Source organism: Thermogemmatispora sp., from assembly GCF_042408735.1.
Classification (GTDB): Bacteria; Chloroflexota; Ktedonobacteria; order Ktedonobacterales; family Ktedonobacteraceae; genus Thermogemmatispora.
Map to the genome: position 1 here is coordinate 1 of NZ_JBHOQV010000130.1, position 17,674 is coordinate 17,674.

The 17,674-nt window shown below is 64.1% G+C and carries 9 protein-coding genes; 3 read left to right on the plus strand and 6 right to left on the minus strand.

Annotated features, from left to right (window positions below; translation table 11 throughout):
- Both ACFMO7_RS12985 and ACFMO7_RS12990 read left to right on the plus strand, forming a co-directional pair.
- A partial coding sequence (locus ACFMO7_RS12985) for an ATP-dependent Clp protease ATP-binding subunit (RefSeq protein ID WP_376795909.1) occupies window positions 1-2,255 on the plus strand: 2,255 nt, incomplete at its 5' end.
- A gap of 905 nt (window positions 2,256-3,160) precedes the next feature.
- On the plus strand, window positions 3,161-3,331 hold the full coding sequence (locus ACFMO7_RS12990; RefSeq protein ID WP_297165242.1) for a hypothetical protein: 171 nt from the start codon (window positions 3,161-3,163) through the stop codon (window positions 3,329-3,331).
- 349 nt (window positions 3,332-3,680) lie between these two features.
- On the opposite strand, the gene ACFMO7_RS12995 is transcribed toward ACFMO7_RS12990, so the two are convergent.
- The 6 genes from ACFMO7_RS12995 to ACFMO7_RS13020 form a co-directional block, all read right to left on the minus strand.
- On the minus strand, window positions 3,681-6,749 hold the full coding sequence (locus tag ACFMO7_RS12995) for an ATP-binding protein (RefSeq protein WP_376795910.1): 3,069 nt from the start codon (window positions 6,747-6,749) through the stop codon (window positions 3,681-3,683).
- 478 nt (window positions 6,750-7,227) lie between these two features.
- Window positions 7,228-7,656: an HIT family protein gene (locus tag ACFMO7_RS13000; RefSeq protein WP_376795911.1), complete on the minus strand. Its 429-nt coding sequence runs from the start codon at window positions 7,654-7,656 to the stop codon at window positions 7,228-7,230.
- 274 nt (window positions 7,657-7,930) lie between these two features.
- Window positions 7,931-10,240 (minus strand): LUD domain-containing protein, encoded by a 2,310-nt coding sequence (locus ACFMO7_RS13005; protein WP_376795912.1) that lies wholly within the window; start codon window positions 10,238-10,240, stop codon window positions 7,931-7,933.
- A complete protein-coding gene (locus ACFMO7_RS13010; RefSeq protein ID WP_376795913.1) occupies window positions 10,221-10,850 on the minus strand; it encodes a lactate utilization protein C in 630 nt (209 codons plus the stop codon). The genes ACFMO7_RS13005 and ACFMO7_RS13010 overlap by 20 nt, the downstream gene beginning before the upstream one ends.
- Window positions 10,851-11,045: 195 nt before the next feature.
- Window positions 11,046-13,076 carry a nitrilase-related carbon-nitrogen hydrolase gene (locus ACFMO7_RS13015; protein WP_376795914.1) on the minus strand — a complete coding sequence of 677 codons (2,031 nt, stop codon included), beginning with the start codon at window positions 13,074-13,076 and terminating at the stop codon, window positions 11,046-11,048.
- A 187-nt stretch (window positions 13,077-13,263) separates the two neighbouring features.
- A complete protein-coding gene (locus ACFMO7_RS13020) occupies window positions 13,264-14,010 on the minus strand; it encodes a GntR family transcriptional regulator (protein ID WP_376795915.1) in 747 nt (248 codons plus the stop codon).
- Between the two features lie 756 nt (window positions 14,011-14,766).
- On the opposite strand from ACFMO7_RS13020, the gene ACFMO7_RS13025 reads away from it, so the two are divergent.
- A complete protein-coding gene (locus ACFMO7_RS13025) occupies window positions 14,767-17,241 on the plus strand; it encodes an ATP-binding protein (RefSeq protein WP_376795916.1) in 2,475 nt (824 codons plus the stop codon).
- Window positions 17,242-17,674: the final 433 nt, after the last annotated feature.

Below are 17,674 nucleotides of genomic sequence, written 5' to 3' on the forward strand. Positions count from 1 at the left end.
TGCGCGATGTCATTCGCAGCGCTCTGGGCAGCGGCAAGGCCACCAGCGACACGCCGATCCTGCCGACCAGGCGCTGCAAGGAGATTCTCTTGACCGCCGAGCGCAATGCCCTCAGCGCCGGGGCCACCATGATCGACGAGCGGGCCATCGCACGGGCCGTGCTCAGCGAGGGCGACGGCGTGACCCACAACCTTCTAACGCAGATCGGCATCAATCCCGAACAGCTCATCGAGCTGATCATGGCCAGCGAGGCCCACGCCCTGCTCGAGCTGGCCCCCTCGGCGGAGCCGCACCAGCCCCCGGCGGTGGAGATGCCTGCGGGCTTCAGCCTTGCCGAGCCAATGCCACGGGCCAGCAACTCGCTTCTGGAACGCCTCGGGCGCGACCTGACGCGCCAGGCCAGCCTGAAGCAGTTGCCCCCTCTCATTGGGCGTGAGAAGGAGCTGCGCCTGCTGATGCAGACCATGATGCTCAAGGATCGCAACAATCCGATCCTGATCGGCGACTCCGGCGTTGGCAAGACAACCATCGTCGGTGGCCTGGCCCAGCGCATCGTCGAGGGCCGCGTGCCGCCGGAGCTGCGCGGCAAGCGGCTGATCGAGCTGTCGGCCAGCTCGCTGGTGGCCGGTACCAAGTACCGCGGCGAGTTTGAGGAGCGGCTGCTCAAGGTGCTGGAGGAGGCAGAGAACAGCGGCAATATCATTCTCTTTATCGATGAGATGCACCTGCTGATCGGCACCGGGCGCGCCGCCGATGGCAGCATCGACGCTGCCGGCATTCTCAAGCCGGCGCTGGCCGGCGGCCGGCTGCGCTGTATCGGGGCCACAACGCCGCAGGAGTACCGCATGATCGAGAAGGACGCCGCTATGGAGCGTCGCCTGCGCCCGATCATCATCGAAGAGCCTGCTCCCGAGGAAGCGCTGCAGGTCCTGCGTGGAATGCGCGAGCTATACGAACAGCATCACCACGTCAGCATCACAGAAGAGGCCCTTCAGGCCGCAGTGCACCTCTCGGTTCAGTATCTGCCCAACTTGCGCCTGCCAGACAAGGCCTGCAGCGTCCTCGACGAGGCGTGCTCGCAGGCGCGCGTCTTCTGGGTAGAGGACGAATCGGTCGAGCAGGATAACCGTGACGAGCTGGGCGAGGAGCCGGTCATCACGGCGGCCACGGTGGCCGAAGTGATCTCGGCGCGCACCGGCATCCCCGTCAATGCCCCCGGGCGCGAGGAGCGCGACCGTCTGCTCAACCTCGAGAGCCGTCTGAAGGCCCGCGTGATCGGCCAGGACGAGGCCATTCGGCGCGTCACCCAGGCTATTCAGGTGGCGCGGGCTGGCTTGAAGCCGCGCAATCGCCCAGCGGGGGTGTTCCTCTTCCTGGGACCGACGGGGGTGGGGAAAACCGAGCTGGCGCGGGCCCTGGCTGCCGAGGTCTTTGGCTCCGACGAATATCTTATCCGCGTGGATATGTCGGAGTACATGGAGAAGCACGCCGTCTCGCGCATGGTCGGCGCTCCGCCGGGCTATATCGGCTATGATCAGGAGGGCCAGCTTACCGGCAAGCTGCGCCGCCGTCCGCACTGCGTGGTCCTGCTCGACGAGGTCGAGAAGGCCCACCACGAGGTCTTCGATCTCTTCCTGCAGGTCTTCGATGCCGGGCGCCTGACGGATGCTCAGGGCCACACGGTGGACGCCCAGCACGCCATCTGGATTATGACCTCCAACGTGGGCACCGACATGCTGGGACGCTCGCTGCCCAGCGGCTTCCGCGCCGCCAGCAAGACCTCGCTGGAGGAGATGCAGCGCGAACAGCTGATGGAGCGCCTGCGCCAGACCTTCCGCCCCGAGTTTCTCAGTCGCATCGACGAGGTGGTGATCTTCCATCCGTTGACGCAGGAGCATGCGCGGGCGATTACGCGCCTGCAGATGAGCGAGCTGGCTTCACGTTTGCTGGAGCAAGGATTGACCTTGCAGGCCGATGAGAGCGCCATCGATCTGCTCTGCAAAGAGGGCTTCAGCCGCACGCAAGGGGCGCGCCCCCTGCGCCGGGCTATCGAGCGCTTGCTGACCGTTCCGCTCAGTTTGCGTATTCTGATGGGCAACATTCCGAAGCCCGGGGTTGTCCATGTGACGGCGGTCGATGGCCGCCTGGAGATTAGCGTCCACGAGCCGGGCGAGGCGCCGACCGCCGTCCCAACGCCCTCCACGTCCGCTTCAGCTTCAGAAGAGGTGGGGATAGAGGCCGATGCGGCCTCCTGATCAGGCGGCCCGTCCGTCCTGGCTGGGAGAAGTGGCCTGTGGAGGCCGCGCTGCTCGGTCTGGCGTGGTGGGCTGAGAGAGCGCTGGCTGCGCTTTGCACCTGGTCATGAGGGTGACGAGGCAGGAGGGTGAGCAAACAGGCAGGCAGGCAGAGACAGGCGCGACCAGGGCCTGGCCGTGGTGGTGTGTGGTGATCGTCGCACGGCTCGGAGCCAGTCGGCGTGGCTTGCAGGGCTGTGCCCGGCTCAACGGGCCGAGACCGGAACTCTGCGCTGCTACCTCGGCAGGGCCAGGCTCAACGGACTCCCTGCTGTGGCACGCAACAGAGCGCAACCGGAGCCTGTCCTGGGCTCCCCGGGCACCGCGGCGCGGCGCGGCTCAACGGCCTCCGGTTCGGAGCACACGGGCACGCTGTCCTGAAGGCGCCCGGCTCAACGAGCGCGCTGGCACCCAGACGATCACCACAGGTGACCCGACACCACTATCTTTAGTTTACTCCTGCCCACTTCATGCGCGCTTTCCTCTGGCTATCGGCCGGGCCTGCCCGGCAGATCGCTCTCCGATGGCCTTCTTCCACGTTTTGGAAGCCGCTGTTGCCCAAGCTGCTCGCTGTGCACCTCTATGCTTCTCGCTGCAGCGTCCTTCCGCAACCGGTTGAGCTAGAGAAGATGGGAAGGCTCTTACATAAGACAAGATTCGAGGCAGGCTGAGGGTCAGACAGGCTGGCTGGCCGGGCGTCCTGCCCCCGGGCGAAGGGTGCCCTGATGTGATATCATATAGGATGGCGAATCCTCTCTGAGATCGGTGCACGTCGGCCCTCCTCGCTCGCGCTGAGATGGGGCGGCGAGTGGCGCCTGTACTGTACCTGCCATGAGACCGCGGTAAGGAGGTTCTCTTTTTTTGTTATGAAAGCAGTCAAAACGCATGTGGGCCGCTGCGACACCTGCGGCGAGCCGGCTGCCTACGCTCAGCTGCTCTCTGGGGGGCGGACCTTCCGCTTCTGCGAGCAGCATGTGCCGCCTCTGGTGAAGAAGCAGGCGGAGGCGACGGCTGCCAAGGAAGAGCAGAAAAAGTAAATGGGCGCGTGAGGCTGGCGCGGGCGGGTGGGGCACAGAAGCGCAAAGAGCGCCGGCTCGACTAGTTGAGACAAGGCAGAAAGGAAGGGAATGTTCCAGGATCCTTCTGCGCTCGCTCGCTGGCCTGTCTGCTCTGCGCTGCCTGCCCAGGCCTCCCAAGGCCCACGACTCTGGCCCGCTTTGGCTGGCCGGGCTTCGGTGCGTCAGGCCCGAGCAGGCGAGGCGCCTCCCCTCTGATCTCGCCCTTGCCAGACAAGCGAACAAACGGATCAGCAGGATGAGAGACGGGGCGGGGGGCAGGAGAAGACAGGGGCAGGCTGTCAGGAGAGCCTGCATGCTCCTGAGCTGGCTAGTTCAGTCCATTGCTTGTCAGTGGCAGCTCAATCGTGAAGGTCGCTCCCTCGCCCGGCACGCCGCTACTTTCCACCCAGATTTTCCCCTTCATCGCCTCTACCAGACGGCGCGAGATGTAGAGGCCCAGGCCCGAGCCGCGTACCGGGCTATTAACGTCGCTCTCCAGGCGCACAAAGCGCTGAAATAGCTTCGGCTGATCTTCTGGGCGGATCCCCTTGCCACGATCGCTGACGCTGATCAAGACGCAGGGCCGCAGCGAACTGCTATCCAGCGAGGCGCGGGCGCGAAAAGTAATCGGTGTCGCGGGCGGCGAATACTTGAGCGCGTTCATGGCCAGGTTGCGCAAGATCTGGCGCAGGCGCACCGGATCGGCCTGCACGGCCAGATCGGGAGGGATATCCAGGTAGACGAGGCGCTCCTCCTGGGTCAGCTGCGGCTCCATCATATCGACCACGCTTTGCACGATGTCTTCAACAGCCACCGTCTCAATATGGGCCGGACGAATGCCTGCATCAACCTCCAGACGGCTGGCATCCATCACGTTGTTGAGCAGAAGGACCAGCTCATCGCAGGCCAGGCGCGTCTTATGCAGAAACTCGTGACGCTGCTCAGGCGAGAGAGCCTCATCGTACTGGGCCAGCAGCTCCAGGTAGCCCTGGACAGCCGTCAAAGGAGTGCGCAACTCGTGGGAAGCGGTGATCATGAACTGGTCCTTGAGCTGATCCAGCTCTTGCAGCTGCTGGTGCGCGGTGCGTAGCTGCTGGTACAGGGTGGCGTTGGTATAAGCCACTGCGGCCTGCTCGGCAAAGCCCTGGGCCCGTGCCAGGTCGGGCAGGCCCAGAGGCTGACGCTCCTGGGTGCCTGGACGCAGGGAGCGGGCGAGTACCAGGAGACCAACGGCGACATTGCGCGAGAAGAGGGGAGCCAGAATGGCTGTTGGTACGTAGCGTCTGGCCAGCATCTCGCGCAGCGACAGGGCACGGTGCATGCGTTGGCGCCTCAGCGGATGCGTTGCCAGCGACATTGCGCCCACAGCGCCAACGCCGACCGGCAGGGCCGCTGGCACGGGCGCCAGCGGCGGATCAAGCTGGTAGCAATGGTTCAGCGGGATCAGCGTGGGCTGTGGCGAGGTCAGGGCCTGCGCCTCGTACTCATGTTCGTAGATCACCGGCCACTCGCTCAGCTCGCTGGAAGGCTCGCTGGCGCTGACCGCAAGGGCCTGGGGGAGCAGGCTGCCATGCTGATCGGGGGTGTAGAGAAGCACATAATCGGCATCGAGGGCGTTAGCCCCCTCGCGACAAATGATCTGGTGAATCTCGGTAGGCTCGACGATGGCCGAATTGAGGCGGGTGGCGATATTGGCCAGAGCCTGTGCGAAAGCCTCCTGCTCGCGAGCTTCCTGATAGAGAAAGGCGTGTTCGAGGGCCGTGGCGGCCTGCTCAGCGAAAGCGCGCGCCGTGGCCTTCTGGGCGGGCGAGAAAGAGCGTTCCGTCCGACTGCAGAAGAGCAGATTAGCCAGGTGCTTTTCCTGGTACATGAGAGGGATCACCAGGCTGGTTTGCACCTGCTCCTGAGCGTACCAGGCTGCCATCTCCGCGGGCAGGTACTCGGGAGTCAGGGCTGACCAGCGTACCTCTAGTTCGCGTGGCTGCAGAATCGCGCAGCAGTCGAAGCGCTGTCCCTCGAAGCGCCAGAGCATCACCTGCTCGCCAGAGGGCGAGGCCACATAGATCTTCAGGCTGGCCGGCATATCGGGAAAAGGAGCCTGCTCCTGGATCAGCAGCATAGCCGCCTCACAGCCCAGGGCCGTGGGGGCCAGGCTCACAATGCGCTCCAGCAAAGGATTCAGCTCCAGAATCTCGCTGAGCTGGGCCGTCAGCACGCGCAGGCGCTCCGCCTCCTGACGACGCTCCTCGCGCTCGCGCAGCAGCTCGCTGTTCTGGCGATCGGTCAACAGATAGCGCAGGAAGAGACAGATAGCCACTGCTGCCGTCAGCGTATCGAGAAAGGCGGCTCGGATGCTGTCGTGGATCAAGCTGGAATAGAGCGTCAGCACGATCTCGATAGTGAACGGCAGATAGATCAGCAGGCTCTGGAAGAAGAGCACCTGGTCGGAGGGGTAGTCGCTCACCAGAGACCCCTCGTCGCCCAGGCCCTGGCTGGTCTCCTCCAGAACATGGCCGATCTCAGGAACCTGGCGATGCTGGCGATCGGCTTGCTGGGCCAGGGCCCTGTATTGCCAGGAGGCGGTCAAGCCCAGCGAAGCAAAAAAGAGCAGCCAGCCGGTATCGACATAAGGCGTCCCCGAGACGTAGGCGTGGTGCAGCACCAGATAGCAGTACCAGCTATCGGCCCACAGTAAAGAGCAGGCGCCGATGATGAGCAGCAGAAGTGAGGAGCGCAAAGGCCGCTCTACGCGGGCCAGCGTTAGCAGCATGGCGCTGGCGAGAACAATCAGCAGATCGAGGATGGGGTAGCTCAAGCTGACTCCCAGAGTGGCCAGATCGAAGCCGCTCTGGCGCAAGGCTGTGTAAGACGGGCCGACCAGAAAGAACCAGACGGCCCCCAACAGACAGAGCGTCGTGATCAGCGAGTCCAACAGAATCAGCAGCACCGTGCGGTTCAGCTTGAAACCGCTCAGGATCAGAAGCTGGCTGCTGATGACCAGCAGATAGTTGAGCAAGAAGGCCAGATCGGCCAGGGAAGGAACGACGTTTGCCTGTCCCTGCCAGTCGCGATAGAAGTAGAGCAAGCCGCCGAGGGCGTCGAGCAGCATGGCAATGCTGACGAGCGACCAGGCGAACTGGTAGCGGACAGAGAGACGCAAGGGGCCATAACGGCTACGCCAGACGGTGAGAGCGGCCTGGGCGGCGGCACCCAGGGCGCAGAGGCTGTACATGGCATCGGAGAAAAGGGCGGTGACCTGGCTGCCTCCCAGTCGCAGGGCCATCCAGAGAAGGCTCAGAAAGACAGTCAGTGCGGCAGCTCCCGTTGCCAGGCTGCTTTCGCGAAAGAGCTGCTGAAGGTAGCTGGGCGTTAGACGCCTGGTGATGACCGTTCTCATCGCTTATCCCCGCCATCCTGGCTTACTAGGTCCTTTTTCTCCGGTCTTGCCCTCCGGCGCGCTCGCTGACTACCTGCCTGCCTGGCCGTCGGCTGGCCAGCCGATCTGCTGAGCGTGGCAGGCTTGAGCTTGCTCGTGGCAGGCCGGGGTAAAGAGTAGGGATGAACATAGTATATCATAGATAAATTTATGTGGAGCATTTCTCCGAAGGGAACGAGGGAGCATTGCGCCAGCAAAGGAGCAGCTGATAGAGTTCTTTGCGGCTTCGCCAGTTGACATCTAAAAAACACCCAATTATGGGAAGAAGATAATGGGAAGAAGAAAGGAGGAGGGCATGCACTTCACGGCCACGGAAGTCCTTGTAGAGCTATACAAGAAGGAGGGAGACGTGGTTGAGCCTGACCAGCTCCAGATCGACAGATAGCCGGGCTGGTGGGGGCTTGCTCCGCTTGCTCAGCCGCGGTTGCCAGGGGGGACGCTACTGAGGAGAGAGCTGGGCGTGGAGGTCTGCCGCCAGGCGCTCTAGCTCATCGCGCTCAGCCGGACAGCCCTCCCAGCGGAGAAAGACACGTCCCAGGGCGCTATCGTGAGGGAAGCGAGGCAGCAGGTGAAGGTGGAAATGGCGTACAAGCTGCTGAGCGGCATGGCCGTTGGCCTGAACCAGGCTCAGCCCGGGGCAGTTGCTGGCCCGGCGAATCGCGCGGGCTACGTGCACGGTAGCCTGAAAGATGCGAGCGGCAAGCTCGTCGTCTAGATCATAGATGGTCTCGATATGCTTGCGCGGCGCGACCACCACCTTGTAGGGATTCGGCTGCTCCTCGCTCAGAAAGGCCACCACCTCATCGCTCTGATAAACAAAGTTGGCCTCCACTTTCCCGCTGATCATCTCGCAGTAGATACAGCTCACGGCTGACCGCCTTTCCCACAACGCCAGTCTGGCCAGACGTTGCGCTCCAATTTCGCTGAAAAATAGTTGGGACGCCAGCGAGAGAAGAGCCGGCTTCCTGGCGGGAACAGCGCTCTCGTCCTGGCGCATTAACAGTATACTCTGCGGTTCGTTATAATGCAATTGTAGGCGGAGCGTCAGGCCAGGCCCACCGGCAGGAGGCGGATCCGTCTCTCCTGGGAAGGCTCTGGCCTGGCCTGGCTTAGCCTGGGTGACTTCCCTCTTGCCGGGGGGATCAGGGGAGGTACTCCGCTACCAGTTGGGCCAGATGCAGGACGCGCAGCGATTTGCCATGAGCGTCGACCCCGCCGCGCAGGTGCATCAGGCAGCCGGGATTATCGGAGACCAGCAGCCTTGCCCCGGTCTCCTCGGCGTGGCTCAGTTTGCGCGCCAGCAGGCGCTCCGCTACCTCCGGGTGCTCGATCGAGGTTGAGCCACCGAAGCCGCAGCAGACGTCGGAGTCCCTCATCTCGCGCAGCTCCAGGCCGAGCACGTCGCGAATAATCTGGCGGGCCTCCGTGCGCAGACCCAGGCAGTTGCACGACTGACAGGAATCATGGTAGGTCACGACGGGAACCGCGTCGGGCGCGGGACGGTGCAGTCTGGGCAAGCGCTCTTGGGCCACCAGCACCCGCAGCAGGAAGCTCGTAAAATCCATGATCCGCCCGGCCAAAGCCCTGGTGCGGTTGAGCCAGCTCTGGAGCTGCAGATCCTCAAAGAGGCGCTGATAGTCCTGGATGAGGGTGACGACGCAGCTTGTCGAGGCGCAGACAATATAGTCCGCCCCGCTCTCGTCGAGAGCGCGCTCCAGGGCACGCACGGTCTGCTTGGCCATGGCCAGGCCGTGAAGACGGTCGCCCGAATTGAGGGCTGGCAGGCCGCAGCAGTGCTGCGCGCGTGGAAAGACGACCCGCAGGCCGCTGCTCTCCAGAATGCGAATCACGGCCTGCCCCATCTCGGGGTAGAGGCGATCGGTCATGCAGCCTGCGAAGTAGCAGACGGTAATTTGGTCTGGACGACGCTGGTGGCGGGCAGCGGCCAGATCGGCGCGCTGGCCGACGCGATCGCGCAGAGGACGGAGCGCAAAGGCTGGCAGGCTACGCCAGCGCGTCAGCCTGGCCAGCGCACTCAGACCAGGCAGGCTGGAGAAGGGGCGCAGGTGGCGATAGCGCACGTAGGGAGTACCCAGCGTAGCCGGCCACTGACCGAGGGCGGCCAGGCGCGTCAGCAGATCGAAGAGGCGAGGGCGGGCCAATACCCCGAAGATCAGGCGCTTGAGCCAGGGCAGGCCCTCGCTGGCGACCACCCGGCTGCGTACGTCCAGGATGAGGGAAGGCAGAGGAATTTCCACGGGACAGACGGTCTCGCAGGCGTTGCAGCTCACACAGAGGCTCTGCGGACCAGCGGCGGCCTCCAGGCCATGATGGAAGGGCGTCACAACCAGACCAATGGCGCCGCTGTAGATGTAGCCAAAGGCATGGCCGCCCACCTGCTGATAGGGAGGGCAGATATTGGCGCAAGCGGCGCAACGGATGCAGCGCAGGGCCTCCTTAAAGCGGGGGTCGGCCCGCATGACGCTGCGCCCATTGTCCAGCAGAACAATGTGGACCTCCTTACCGGGCCGGTCCGGTCCCGTGATAAAGGTCGTGTAGCTGGTCATAGGCTGGCCCGTAGCGCTGCGGGCCAGCAGGCGGATCTGGGTGATTGCATCGGCAAAGGTGGGCAGCAACTTATCGTAGCCGGCCAGCACCACATGCACCGGCGGGAGCGAGGTGACCATGCGCCCATTGCCTTCGTTGGTATTGAGCATCACCGTGCCGCTCTCGGCGATCAGCGCATTGGCCCCGCTGATGCCCATACCGGCAGTCAAGAAGGCCTGACGGTGCTCGCGGCGGATCACGGCCACCTGTTCGGCCACATTCTCGCGCGAAATCTCGCGCCCGGTCGCCCGGCTGAGCACCTCGCCGACCTGTTGGCGAGTCTTGTGAATGATTGGCATCACCATATGCGAGGGTCGCTCATGAGCGAGCTGTGCCACCCATTCGCCCAGGTCGGTCTCGACCGCCTTAATGCCGCGCTCCTCCAAATAGTGGTTCAGCTCGATCTCCTCGCTGACCATCGTCTTCGATTTGACTACCAGCCTGATGCCCTTGCGCTGGCAAAGCTCGTACACATAGCGGCTGGCATCTTCGGCGGTGCGGGCCTCATAGACCACAGCGCCGGCGGCTGTAGCCCGCTCCTTGAAGAGGGCCACCAGCTCCTCCTGGCGAGCAATCGCCTCGTCCTTGGCGGCCCGCAGGCGTTGACGCAGATGGGCAAAGCTGTAGTCGGAGCCGTATTCCTCTGCCGCGACCTCGAAGAGCGCCTGACGCGACTGGCGCCAGCTCGGCGTGAAGCGCTCCAGTGCGCGGTGCATGTTCTCATCCTCCAGGCCCCGCTGAAGGCGTTCCGCGAAAGGAGGCATGTCGTGGACCACGGGGACAGCTCCTGCTCCGCTCGTCTGAGGGTCGAAGGTCTGCGCCTGTCTATGCTCCTGATGGCTCATCGTACTCGTCCTTTGCTTGCTGATGGGTAGAAGGAGAAAGCTCACTTGTGGGCGAAGCGACGACGATCACGCAGAGGTCTCGCGGCCCCTGAACGCCGATCGTCAGGGTACGTTCGATATCGGCGGTGCGGCTTGGACCGGTGACCAGAGAAATATAGTGCTCCTGCTGAGGACCGGCACGGGTCAATCGCTGGAGCAGAGCAGCTGCCTCGTCGAGCCGCGGAACCAACTGTCCGGCGGAGACGAGGACGAAATGGGTCAGCGTCAGCATACCCACAATGCGCGCCGCCAGGGCATTGTCGGCCAGCAAGACCGAGCCGGTCTCGGCGATCGCCAACGCGGCGCTGGAGAGGCCGGCGGGGGCATCGGCGACCTCCTCGGGCCTGCCGGCCTCTTCCAGATGGATGCCGCGCTCCCGCAAGAGCGACAGGATGGTTCCCCAGGGCTGGCGGGCTGCGAAGGCGGGCGGAATAATCAGGCGCTGTTCAGAGAGCGCGGGATGGGTTGCGATGAACTCAGCGGCCTGGGCCAGATCCTCGGCCCACTGGGCCACGCCGCCAGCGGCGCTCAGACGGCGCTGAAACTGAGCGAACAAAGCTAGATTATTCATCACGTGTAACCGGAGAATCAAGCAGATACAGGTAGCAGCGATTACTCAGATCGATGCCTGCAAGCGAAACGGCACGCCAGCAGTGAGGCGCGGCTGGCTAGTATCCGACCGAACTGCTGGACGCGCCGCAGAGCGAACAAAAAGGCAGAATCGCCCAGGGACCGAAGATGCCCGGCCTCACTGGCTCGCGTGGTCTCAGCGCGCGGCTGGCGTGGCGGGCGAGTGAGCCGGGGCAGAAGAGACCACGCCAGAAGAGGGCCGGACCAGGTCCAGGTACCACAGAGGCTGGCGCTTGCGCAACAATGGTTTGGCCCGGACCACGTTGCCCGGGATCGTCTCGCGGATATCGTAGGCTAGCTCGCCGGTCAGGGAGCCGGCTACATCGCCGGGCGCGTAGGTCGGCGAGAGCGTTGTCGAGCGCCGGCCAGTGCGTTGCTCGCGGGTGTCGATCGTCATCAGCATCAGGGTCGACTCGCCTTCCTCGGCGATCACCTCGCGCCAGGGATAGCTGGCGCAAGAAGGCGAGAAGATGCCGCTGAAGCCATTGGCGCGCACCCCGTTGGCCTCGCCGCTCCAGTTAGCAATTGTCAGGTAGACATGATGCTCAGCGGCTCGGATGCGCCAGGGCAGGTAGTGCAAGGGATCGTAGCCCTCGGGCGCCACGTGGGGGCCAAAGGGGACCGCCGTCGGACCTAAGCCGATGGGGTGGGGGAAATTGAGCAGCGTCGGAGCGCAGACCAGGTCGCAGCCCTTGCCGGCCAGCACGCGCAGCGTCTCCGGGAAGAGCACATCATAGCCCGTCGCCAGACCAATGCGCCCCACCGGGCTATCGAAGGTCGGCAGGCCGAGATCGCCCGGCGTGGCCCAACGCCGGTCGGCGCGCGTCAGGTGCAGCTTGCGATAGACCCCGTGAACTCCCTCGGGATCGAGCAGCAGCACCGTATTGTAATATGCCGGCTCGGCCTTTCCATCAATATATGTGCATTCAGCGACCCCCAGGACAATGCTAAGCTGGAACTCGGTAGCCAGGGCCACCAGAGCCTCGGTCTCGGGACCGGGCACGCGGATGGCGCCGGCCCGCATGCGGGCGGCAAAATCGGGATGAGTGGGATCGGATGGCCCCGGCAATGTCAGCTCCGGCAGAACCAGCACATCGGGATAAGCAGGCTCGTGGACGCGCAGGAGCGAGCGCACCACCGACCTCAGACGCTCCAGGCGCGCCTCGCTTGCGCTTGAGGGGGCGGTAGTTCCTGGCTGCTCGTCGGGCGGAGAGAGCAGCTCGCGCAGTTCAAACTGCACAAAAGCGGCGCAGGAGAGCTGACCGGGGGGCAGCTCATGGGTGTGATAGAGGCCGTGGAAGCGCAGCGGCTCCCAGAGGTAGGTATTATGCACCAGCGAGACGTACTCGCGCGGGCGGCGGTCCGCCAGCCGATCGCCCAACGGCTCTTCGCCGGCGGGCCCCCAGCTCTTCGTGCGGCAGCGCTCCAGATCGACCTCGCCGTAGACGATCCCCTCGCCATCGTCGCGGTAAGCCTGGATCGAGCCATCGGGGTTCAAGATGCAGCTCCCGCCACTGAACTGCACCCCGCGCTCACGCCCGTAGCGGTTAGCGGCGATCAGATAGAGGCCGTTTTCGAAAGCGCGCAGCATCCACCAACTGCTGGGGCACTTTTCATCCAGCCAGCCGCAGGGGAAGAGAAGGACCTCGGCCCCGCGCAGCGCGGCCAGACGCGCGGCCTCGAAATACATCGCATCCATGCATACCAGGATCGCCAGGCGTCCAAAGGGGGTCTCCCAGACCGGCAGGCCCAGATCGCCATCGCGGGCCCAACGAGGCTCGGCGATGTACGAATGCAGCTTGCGGTACTTGCCGAGCAGGCCCTGGGGTCCAAGGAGAGCCGTCGTATTATAGTAGACATCGGTTTCGGGATCGACTTCGGCCAGGCTGAGGGCGATGTAGCAGCCATAGGCGGCGGCCAGCTCGGCGAAGCGCGTGCAGGTGGGACCGGGGACAGGCTCGACGTAGGGGGCGATTTCCTCGCGCGACTCCCAGCAGTAGCCGGTCGTGGCCAGCTCGGGCAACACGATCAGGCGCGCGTCGTGACGGGCGGCCTCCTCGACGAGACGCAACAGGTCGCCGATATTCTGCTCCTTCTGGCCCGGCTGTGGTGCATACTGGATAGCGGCGACCCGGTACCTGGTAAAGGAGGACGCGGATGTACTCATGCTTGCAAGCTCCAGGCGTGATCGAGCAAGCGGCGCTGCTCGCGCCGCGCTCACAACCCCTATTATATACCATTGTGGCGAGGGAACGAGTCGGTGGGAACATGGGGTCACCCTCGTCAGCCTGGGATCCCTCGCGGCCCCTCCCCCGTTCGGCGCCCGGGCCAGGACTTAGGCCGGGCCATTTTGATCAGCGCTCGCCTGGTCCTCGGCGGTAGACGATAAACTCCAGGGCATCGGCGACGTGGTAGGCTTGCGAGAAGAGCACGGGCCGCTGTTCCAGCGTGTAGTCGACTTGCTCCAGATAGAGCAGAGGGGTACCCGAGGAGAGATCGAGCTTCTGCGCCAACCAGCTTTCGGCCAACAAGGGCCGAAGCTGGGCGATACCGTGGTGGACGGTCAGGCCGAGCCGCTGGGCGAGAAAGGCGTGGAGCGAGTCGCCATAGAGATCGGTCAATTCATAGTTGGCCTCTGCCAGGAGGATCGCCGGTAGACAATCCACCGAGAAGGCCACAGGCCGCTGATCGGCCAGGAAGACGCGCTCGATCACCAGCACCTCGTCCTCGGGCAGCAGGGAGAGCCGTGTCGCCACATAGGACTGGGCTGGCCTTGTCTGAATGACGATATCGCGCGTGGTGGACCTATGTCCCCCCGCGCGGATCAGGTCGCCGATGCTGAAGTTGCGATCAAAGCTGGTTGTCAGTTGCTGCGGATACTGGTTGACAAAGGTTCCATGACCATGCCGGCGCAGAATTAGCCCTTCTTCGGCCAGTCCCTGCAACGCCTCGCGCAACGTTGTGCGGCTGACGCCCAGGGCCTCGGCCAGCTCTCCTTCGTTCGGGAGGCGGGAGCCAGGGGGATAGATGCCCGTGCTGATCAGGATGCGCAGCCGCTGACGCACCTGGCTGGCCAGCGCTCTCCTTGCTTTGAGCGCCATGTAACCCCCTCCCTGCTCATGCTTGATTGTTGAGAGCAGAGCAGGTAGACTAGAGATATGGCACAGAGGCAGTCACGAGTGTTTGAGGTTGAGTTTACACACTCGATGCAGAGATGTCAAGTGGTTTATATGATTGGCGGTTCCTGCTGTAAAAAAGGTGATTGCTTTGAGAATCGGTGCGACCGCTGCAGGCCGGAGGCCTCCGGCCTGGAGGGCTAAAACGTCGGCTCCCGACGAAAACCGGCGCACTCGCCCCCCGCTTGAGCGACCGTTGCCCGGAGCTGGCCCTATCCTTCTCCCTCTGTGCCTCGCTTTCCGTGACCGGTAACCGGTTGAACGTTAGTTAGTTTATCGCCTGCTTGATCGGTCGATCTGTTCCCTGCTGGGCGGTCGACGGATCGCTAAAAAAGCTGACGAGATTACTTGCTGGTTGGGCCTTTCTCTCGAGAGGGTGGCCAGCAAGCTGATGGATAGAAGTGAGGCCGAGAGGAACCTGTTGCAAAGCAGACGCCACCCTGCAAGCCTCACTCCGTCTGATTGCCAGGGCTGAGGCCGAGGCTGAGCGGATGGCGTGCGGGGAGGCTGGCGAGGTTGCGATGCTTTCCACATTTGTTCCTCGACTTGTATCCCTCTACTATAGTGAGAAAGAACGGGAAGGCCGGCGGCCTGGCCTTCTCGCTGTCAGATCTGCGCCATCCGCTACGTTGGTGATCCATGCAGAGCAGCGAATCGTTTAGCAGTGCAAGCACGGACTCATTGAAGTTGCTCCCTCCCTATCTGGCCGCTGCCCAGGCTGACCCGGTGCAGTTCCAGCAGCTCAGGCAGCAAGAGCAGGCTATGAGCGCCACCAGTCTTTTGCCCGCGCCCTTTCGCGCCCGGCTCTTTACGCTTCTGACCTACCAGCGGCCTGTGCCCCACTGTCTGCACTATCTTCTGGCCTGGCTCCTTCATCAGGGGCAGAGGGTCACGACCATCGCTGCGCTCTTGCGAGAGCCTGTCAGCGATGAGGAGCGCGCGGCCCAGCTTGCGCTGCTGGCTGCTCAGCCCGAGCCATTGCAGCACTGGCCCGAGCCGGCCACTGCCCTGGAGCAGGCCCTGCTCTGGGCCGCCGCGGCTTTGCTCTTGCCGGGCGAGCAGAGCGAGCAGGCCCGGCAGGAACTGCGGCGTCTGCTGGTACCCGGCGCCTATGCCTCACTGCAGGCTTTTCTGGCCTTTGTGGAGACCTGTCATCTCTGGATCGCGGCCTATCCAGAGCAGGCCCGCGCTGCTGATGAGCAGGCGCGGCAGCATCTCCTGCGCCACCTGCCGGACTATGAGCCGGAGGAGCGGGAGCATCTACGTTCGCTGCTTGCTCGGCTCGACTCGTGCACGGACGAAGCCGTCTTGCGGCATGAGCTTGAGCTTTATCGTCGTCGGCTGCGGGCTGTCTTAGAGGCCAGTGGCGACAGTGTACTGCTCTACGATCATCGCGGGCGTCTGGTCTATCTCAACGCTGTGGCCCGTCGGCTGCTGCCCCTCTTGCAGCCTGATCATGCCCGACTGGCGGCTCTGAGCGCGGCCGGCGAGGAAGGCCAGCCTCGGGTAGGGGAGACAGTTGAGGCGGTCGAGGAGCTGCTACTCAGCGAGGCCCCCACCTCTGCGCCGCTCAAGCGCATTCTCCAGGAGGGGCAGGCCATCGCTGGGGAGCAGGCGGTTGATATCAAGATCAAGCTTGCTGGAGGTGAAGAAGCCATCTTCAGCTTCAGCGGCGCACCCGTGCGCGGCAGTCGCGGCCAGATCATTGGGGCGGTCATCATCGGACGTGAGGTTACTGCGCGGCGGCGGCTGGAGCAGCGCGCTCACAGGGCTCTGGAAGCTTTGCTGGCCATGGCTGAGGCCCTCGTCCAGCCCGGCGAAGAGCCGCTGCCCCTCCAGGCCCAGGGGGAACAGCAGAGCGGTGAAGGCCAGACACGTCTGGTCATGCTGCGTCTGGGGGAGCTAACGCGCCAGGTGCTTGGCTGTCGGCGGGTGGCCATGCTCGGACTGGAGCGTGGAACCGAGCGCATCCAGCACGTCGCCGTCACAGGGGTCACTCCCCAGCAAGAGCGACTCTGGCAAGAGATCGTGCTTGGGGTGCCGCTGGGCGCCTTTCTGAGCGCCCCCCTGCTGGAACGGCTGCGTGCCGGGGAAAGCCTGCTCATCGACCTCGCAGCCCCTGAATTTGAGCACCTGCGCCGCCAGGTCCGCAGCTACCCTCTGCGGGCCTTACTCGTCATCCCCATGTGCCTGCGAGAGCGGCTCATAGGTCTCCTGAGCGTCGACTACGGGCCTGAAGAGCACAGCTACAGCCCTGACGAGCTGGCCCTGGCGGCAGCCGTGGCCCGGATGGCCACCCTCGTCCTCGAACGCGAGCATTTGCTAGAAGAGCGAGCCGAGGCGCGAGCCAGTGTGCTGGCCCTGCGCGAGGCCAACCGCCGCATGGATGAATTCATCAGCTTCGCCAGCCATGAGCTGCGGGCCCCGCTGACCGTCCTTAAGGCCAATGCCCAACTGATCAAGCGGCTCCTGCAAAAAGCCAGCGTCCTTGGTCGCGATCTGGGCGGCGCGGCTGGCAGCGGCCCGACCAGGCAGTCCCCGCTCCAGGTGCAGCCTGTGCTCCAGCGCCTGGCCAGCATTCCCGAGCTGCTTGACCGCTCGATCGCCCAGGTCGATCTGCTGGATCGTCTCGTTGGGGACCTCCTGGATTTCTCGCGCATCCAGTCAGAGACCTTACAGTTGGTCCGTCGGCGCTGTGATCTGGCGGCGATCGTACGTGAGGTGGTACAGAGTCAGCAACAGGTGCACCCTGGACGCGACCTCCGCCTCAGTATCGAGAGCGCCGGGGAGGTCGTGGTCGAGGTCGATGCCGTCCGCATCGGTCAGGTGCTGACTAATTATCTGCTCAACGCCATTCGCTATGCGCCTCCTGAGCGCCCCATTGAGGTGCGCCTCCTCGTGGAAGGCCAGCAGGCTCGGGTGTTGGTACGTGACGAGGGGCCGGGCGTGCCGCCTGAGCTGCAGCAGCGCATCTGGGAGCGCTTCTATCGCGCGCCCGGTATCCCCGTTCAGGAAGGCTCGCCCGTTGGGCTAGGGCTGGGCCTGCACATCTGTCGGACCATCATCCAGCTTCACGGCGGGCAGGTGGGGTTGGAGAGCAAACCTGGCCAGGGAGCGACCTTCTGGTTCGCTTTGCCCCTGGCTTACTCCGACTAGGTGGGCAGCGCAAAGCTGGCCAGGCCCGATTGGACCGCCCTGGCGGCTTTCGGCTCTCGCTGGCCTTCACCCGGGCCAGATCTGCCTTGCTGCTGAGTGAAGGACATACCAGCGGCCACCTGGAATTGTAGGCTGAGCCGCTCAGACCAGCTTTTCCCTGCCCAGTCAGGGAGGAGTCTGCGATCCATTGCCTGGCGATCTTGCCTGCGCCAGCTACGCCTGCTCTCTGGCAAGCGGAACGCCCCACGGAGTGGAGAGAGGCCCTCTCAGCAGCATGCTTCTCATGTGCTCCAAAGACGTGATCCTGCATCCCAAGCCTGCTTATGACAGCCTCTTCCGCTGTGTGCAGGGCGGTGAACGGCCGGGCTATCCCGGCCTTCAGGGAGGGGAAAACCGTCCCTGCGCCACAGCAGCGAAGGTACGGTTAAAACCC